This window comes from Bradyrhizobium oropedii, from assembly GCF_020889685.1.
GTDB classification, from domain to species: domain Bacteria; phylum Pseudomonadota; class Alphaproteobacteria; order Rhizobiales; family Xanthobacteraceae; genus Bradyrhizobium; species Bradyrhizobium oropedii.
Window position 1 is genome coordinate 1 of the sequence record NZ_JACMYO010000309.1, and the last position, 5,954, is coordinate 5,954.

Annotated in this window: 4 protein-coding genes and 1 pseudogene; 2 read left to right on the forward strand and 3 right to left on the reverse strand. The window is 64.5% G+C overall.

The window, feature by feature from the left end; translation table 11 throughout:
• Positions 1-98: 98 nt before the first annotated feature.
• Positions 99-503 carry a GFA family protein gene (locus tag H8A95_RS41190; RefSeq protein WP_229188199.1) on the reverse strand — a complete coding sequence of 135 codons (405 nt, stop codon included), beginning with the start codon at positions 501-503 and terminating at the stop codon, positions 99-101.
• Between the two features lie 168 nt (positions 504-671).
• Between H8A95_RS41190 and H8A95_RS41195 the strand changes: the two genes are divergently transcribed.
• The gene (locus H8A95_RS41195; RefSeq protein WP_229188200.1) at positions 672-1,340 is read left to right on the forward strand and encodes a GntR family transcriptional regulator; all 669 of its coding nucleotides are present in this window, start codon (positions 672-674) and stop codon (positions 1,338-1,340) included.
• A gap of 1 nt (position 1,341) precedes the next feature.
• Positions 1,342-2,553, forward strand: coding sequence for an MFS transporter (locus H8A95_RS41200; protein ID WP_229188201.1), 1,212 nt, complete (start codon positions 1,342-1,344; stop codon positions 2,551-2,553).
• Positions 2,554-2,644: 91 nt separating this feature from the next.
• On the opposite strand, the gene lon is transcribed toward H8A95_RS41200, so the two are convergent.
• Both lon and H8A95_RS41210 read right to left on the reverse strand, forming a co-directional pair.
• Positions 2,645-5,074, reverse strand: coding sequence for an endopeptidase La (gene lon, locus H8A95_RS41205; protein ID WP_229188202.1), 2,430 nt, complete (start codon positions 5,072-5,074; stop codon positions 2,645-2,647).
• A 323-nt stretch (positions 5,075-5,397) separates the two neighbouring features.
• Positions 5,398-5,954, reverse strand: a pseudogene (locus tag H8A95_RS41210) (AAA family ATPase); the annotation flags it as partial.

Here is a 5,954-nt window from a genome sequence, read left to right on the forward strand (position 1 = left end):
GATGCTCTAACCAGCTGAGCTAGCCGCCCTTACCTGCGGGCCTCTTTAGCCTCGCCCGCCCCTCAGGCGCAAGGTCGCAGAGCCTCAATCCCTGGGCTTCAGTCGTTGGGCCGCGCCGGCAATCCTTTGAGATCACTGCTCCATGGTGCGGCGGAACGACACCAAACCTGGCGTCGCGGGGTCAATTGGCCGCGCTGGCGAATGCTACCCCAGCGGATGCCCCAGTCGTCGGGTCCGCCGTCCTCGCCGCTCGTGAACAAGGGAGAACCGCAGTCGCCGCAGAAATGCTGGAAGCGGATCCGGCCGTTGTCGCCCGTCTTGCCGTACACTTTCGGCGCGGGTCCGGTCAGCCTGACCTGCTCGGCGGCGCAGATCACCGTGACCCGATACGGCGAGCCGGTCAGTGCCTGGCAGTCGGTGCAATGGCAGATCGATACGCGCTCGGGATCGATCTCGGCCTCGTAGGTCACGGCTCCGCAATGGCATTGCCCGTCGATATGCATTTGGCGGTCTCCCAATTCCGTCGAACAAAGCAGCTCGCCGGAGACGGGTTCCATCATCCGCGGCCCGGCCCCCGGCTACCCCTCGGGCATTCCTGGTATCCCGGATCGGTCTTGTTTGGGATACCAATCCGGGATACGTCGACGAGCAGCCCCGAGGACGCCGCCCCAATGTCGCAGATGCTCCAGATCCACGACCAGCTCCGGGAGATGATCCTCTCCCTCGACCTTGGCCCCGGCGAGCGGCTGACCGAGCGCTGGCTGGAGAGCCGCTTCGAGGGATCGCGTACACCGATCCGCGCCGCGCTGGTGCGGCTCGAAGGCGAAGAGCTGGTCCGCCGCGATGGCCGCAACTGGATCGTCGCGCCGATCGACCTCGGTGAGCTGGAGTCGCTGGCGGAGTTCCGGATTCCCTTGGAGACGACGGCCGTCCGCCTCGCCTGCGCGCGGGCGAGCGAGGCCGACATCGCCGGCGTCGAAGAGATGCTGGATGCCTGCCAGTCCGGCGCGCCGCGCGAGGAATGGCATCGTGTCGGCACCGATTTCCATGTCGAGATCGCGCGCCTCTCCGGCAACCCGTTCATCGTCAAGGCGATCGCCGGCGCCATGACGCGGCTGTCGCGGGCACGCTGGCTGGAGGTGTGGACCGAACCCTCTCGCGAGCAGGCCTGGCGCGAGCACCGGCGCATTCTCGGCTTCATCAAGGCCAACGATCCCGAAGCCGCCGCGCGCGAGGCCGCCGATCACATCACCGACACCCGCGATCGCCTGCTCCGTTCGCTGAATGAAGACCGTCGCGGCCTACGCGCACGCGGCTTCGCCGTCATCGGGCTGCGCTGACATGAACATGGAAGTCGATCGCGAGGCACTGCTCGACGCAGGCCCCTGGAAGCGCAACCTGATCGTCTGCGTCTTCGGTTCCTTCACCACCATCGTGGGGATGACGCTGCTGCTGCCGTTCCTGCCGCTCTATGTCGAGCAGCTCGGCGTCACGGACCACGCCGCCATCGTGCAATGGTCGGGCGTCGCCTATGGCGCAACCTTCTTCAGCGCGGCGCTGACAGCGCCGCTGTGGGGCCGGCTCGCCGATCGTTACGGACGCAAGCTGATGCTGATCCGCGCCAGCCTCGGCATGGCGATTGCCATGTCGCTGATCGGCATGGCGCACAATGTCTATGAGCTGGTGGGCTTGCGGCTACTGACCGGCCTGCTCGGCGGCTACGCCTCGGGCTCGACCGTGCTGATCGCAGCGCAGACGCCGAAAGCGCGGTCCGGCTGGGCGATCGGCGTGCTCTCAGCGGGCATCATGGCCGGCAGCCTGGTCGGTCCCTTGATCGGCGGCGTCCTGCCTGGCCTGATCAGCATCCGCGCGACCTTCTTCCTGATCGGCGGCGTCATCTTCTTCACCTTCCTCGGCACGACCTTCCTGATCCGCGAGGATGCGCGTCCGAAGGCGGCGAAAGGCGGCAAAGCGCGTGGCGGCTGGGCGCTCGTTCCTGACAAGCATCCTGTCGTCGCGATGTGGGGAACGGGCCTGCTGCTGATGATCGCCAACATGTCGATCGAGCCGATCATCACGGTCTATGTCGCGCAATTGGTCGAGGCGCCGCAGGTGACGTTCGTGGCCGGTCTCGTGATGTCGGCGGCGGCGTTCGGCAGCCTGCTGTCGTCGTCGCATCTCGGCAAGCTCGCCGATCGTGTCGGCCACTGGCGGATCATCACCGTCTGTCTTGCCGTCTCGGCGCTGCTGCTGATCCCGCAGGCCTTCGTGGTCAACGGCTGGCAACTGATCGTGCTTCGCTTCCTGATGGGGCTCGCGCTCGGCGGTCTCTTGCCCTGCATCGCCAGCGTGATCCGGCACAACGCGCCCGACGCGGTCACCGGCAGCATGCTGGGCTATTCGATCTCGGCGCAATATGCCGGCCAGGTGATCGGCCCGCTCGCCGGCGGATTCATCGGCGGCCATATCGGCATGCGCGCGGTGTTCCTCGGCACCAGCGTGCTGATGGCACTCGGCGCGATCGGCAATTTCGTCGTCGAGAAGAAGGAGTAGTCGCTCACCCGGCTGCTCGAAGACCTCGACGAGCCACGAAACAAAAACGGCGCCCGCAGGCGCCGTTTTCCTATTTCGACTGGAGCTTGCTTCAGTGCGCAGTCAGGCCGCCGGACGCTTCATCCGAAGCGTCGGGCTTGACGTCGACCTTGCTGGTCTCCTCTTCCCAGACGATCGGCGCGGGCACGCGGACCAGCGCCTTGGCAACGACCTCATCCAGCCGCGAGACCGGAATGATCTCCATGCCGCCCTTGATCGCATCGGAAATCTCCGTGAGATCCTTGGCGTTGTCCTCCGGGATCAGCACCGTCTTGATGCCACCGCGCGCGGCAGCCAGGAGCTTCTCCTTCAGGCCGCCGATCGGCAGCACGCGACCACGCAGCGTGATCTCGCCGGTCATCGCGACATCGTGGCGGACCGGAATGCCGGTCATGACCGAGATGATCGCGGTGGCCATCGCCACACCGGCGGACGGACCGTCCTTCGGCGTTGCGCCCTCCGGCACGTGAACGTGGATGTCGCGCCGGTCGAACATCGGCGGCTCGATGCCGTAGTTGATCGCGCGCGAGCGGACGTAGGACGCCGCCGCGGAGATCGATTCCTTCATCACGTCGCGCAGATTGCCCGTGACGGTCATCTTGCCCTTGCCGGGCATCATGACGCCTTCAATGGTCAACAGCTCGCCGCCGACATCGGTCCAGGCCAGACCGGTGACGATACCGACCTGATCCTCATCGTCGATCTCGCCGAAGCGATACTTCGGAACGCCGAGGAACTCTTCGATATTCGCCTCGGTGACCTTCACCGACTTCTTCTTGGAGATCATCAACTCCTTCACCGCCTTGCGGGCGAGTGTGGATAGCTCACGCTCCAGGTTACGCACGCCCGCTTCGCGGGTGTAGCGGCGGATCATCAAGAGCAAGGCCGCGTCGTCGATCGACCATTCCTTGGAGTCCAGACCGTGCTTGGAGATCGCGCTCGGGATCAGATGCTTGCGCGCGATCTCGACCTTCTCGTTCTCCGTGTAACCGGCGATCCGGATGATCTCCATGCGGTCCATCAGCGGCCCCGGAATATTCAGCGTATTCGCGGTCGTGATGAACATCACGTTGGACAGGTCGTAGTCGACCTCCAGATAGTGGTCGTTGAAGGTCGAGTTCTGCTCGGGGTCCAGGACCTCAAGCAGCGCCGACGACGGATCGCCACGGAAATCGGCACCCATCTTGTCGATCTCGTCCAGCAGGAACAGCGGATTCGAGGTCTTCGCCTTCCGCATCGACTGGATGATCTTGCCGGGCATCGAGCCGATATAGGTGCGGCGGTGACCGCGGATCTCGGCCTCGTCACGCACGCCGCCGAGCGACACGCGCACGAACTCGCGGCCGGTCGCCTTCGCGATCGACTTGCCGAGCGAGGTCTTGCCGACGCCGGGAGGCCCGACCAGGCACAGGATCGGTCCGGTCAGCTTGTTGGCCCGCGACTGCACGGCGAGATACTCGACGATACGGTCCTTGACCTTCTCGAGCCCGTAGTGATCGGAGTCCAGGACCGCCTGCGCGGCCTCGAGGTCCTTCTTGACCTTGGACTTCTTGCCCCACGGAATCGACAGCAGCCAATCCAGATAGTTGCGCACGACGGTCGCTTCCGCAGACATCGGCGACATCTGGCGCAGCTTCTTCAGCTCGTGCTGCGCCTTCTCGCGTGCTTCCTTGGACAGCTTGGTCTTGGAGATCTTCTCCTCCAGATCGGCCAACTCGTCGCGACCTTCATCGTCGCCGAGCTCCTTCTGGATCGCCTTCATCTGCTCGTTCAGGTAATACTCGCGCTGGGTCTTCTCCATCTGGCGCTTGACGCGCGAGCGGATGCGCTTCTCGACCTGCAACACCGAGATCTCGCTCTCCATCAGGCCCAGCACCTTCTCCAGGCGCTGCGTGACGGACAACGTCTCCAGGATCGCTTGCCGATCGGCAATCTTGACCGCGAGATGCGAGGCAACGGTGTCGCCGAGCTTGGCGAAATCGGTGATCGCCTGAACCACGCCGACGACTTCGGCGGAGATCTTCTTGTTCAGCTTCACATAGCTTTCGAAGTCGGACACCACCGAACGCGCCAACGCCTCGGCCTCGACCGAGGTGGCGTCAGTGTCGGCGAGCGCGACCGCGGTCGCTTCGTAATATTCGCTGCGATCGGAATACTTCTCGACGCGCGCGCGCTCGAGGCCCTCGACCAGCACCTTCACGGTGCCATCGGGTAGCTTCAGGAGCTGCAGGACGCTGGCGAGCGTACCGGTCTCGTAAATTGAATCGGGTGCCGGATCGTCATCGGACGCATTCTTCTGCGTCGCGAGCATGATCAGCGCATCGTTCTTCATCACCTCTTCGAGGGCGCGGATCGATTTCTCGCGGCCGACGAACAGCGGCACGATCATGTGCGGGAAGACGACGATGTCGCGGAGCGGCAGCACCGGATAGGAGTGGCTTTCGCCGTGGACGATCGTTGGCCGGGGTTTTGAGGTCGTCATGGCCTATTCCTTTTGTTTTGCCCCCTTGCACGCAGTCCGCCTGCTCGCGCAACCGCCACAAGGTGCCTTGGTGATCCGGAACGAGATTGCCGTCAGCAGCCGCTTATTCCGCATCGTGAAGCGCCGAATCTCAACGCATGAGATCCCTCGCCGATAGCATTAGGTGGCTATCAGGCAGGGGGGTGTCAAGTCTGAGAAGTGCCGGGAAATATAGGCTAAACAGGCATTTACTGCGACGCCGCAAGGGGCGCTGCTGCTGCGCCAAAGCGGCCGCCGGATCGCCCGGCAGCCGTGCATTTTTGGCGGGTCGAGACGAGCGCTGTTTAAGCGCTCGCGCTGCTCTCGACGGCGCGGTCGGAACGATCCGCGTAGATGTAGAGCGGACGGGCCGTGCCCTCGACCACTTCGCGCGAGATCACGACTTCCTCGACGCCTTCCAGGCCCGGGAGGTCGAACATGGTCTCGAGCAGGATGCTCTCCAGGATCGACCGCAGGCCGCGCGCGCCGGTCTTGCGCTCGATCGCCTTGCGGGCGACCGCGCCAAGCGCCTCGTCGGCGAACGTCAGCTCGATGTTCTCCATCTCGAACAGCCGCTGGTACTGTTTCACCAGCGCGTTCTTCGGATCGGTCAGGATCTTCTTCAGCGAGGCCTCGTCGAGGTCTTCCAGCGTCGCGACGACGGGCAGACGGCCGACGAACTCCGGGATCAGGCCGTACTTCAGCAGATCCTCCGGCTCGACGTGACGGAAGATCTCGCCGGTGCGGCGGTCTTCCGGCGCGAGCACCTGAGCCGCGAAGCCGATCGAGGTCGAGCGGCCGCGGGCGGAGATGATCTTCTCGAGGCCCGAGAAGGCACCGCCGCAGATGAACAGGATGTTAG

What these genes read in the sequence shown, in the direction of transcription:
- H8A95_RS41200 (WP_229188201.1), top strand. Translation starts at nt 1,342, where the DNA reads ATGAACATGGAAGTCGATCGCGAGGCACTGCTCGACGCAGGCCCCTGG.
- lon (WP_229188202.1), bottom strand. Translation starts at nt 5,074, where the DNA reads ATGACGACCTCAAAACCCCGGCCAACGATCGTCCACGGCGAAAGCCAC.
- H8A95_RS41195 (WP_229188200.1), top strand. Translation starts at nt 672, where the DNA reads ATGTCGCAGATGCTCCAGATCCACGACCAGCTCCGGGAGATGATCCTC.
- H8A95_RS41190 (WP_229188199.1), bottom strand. Translation starts at nt 503, where the DNA reads ATGCATATCGACGGGCAATGCCATTGCGGAGCCGTGACCTACGAGGCC.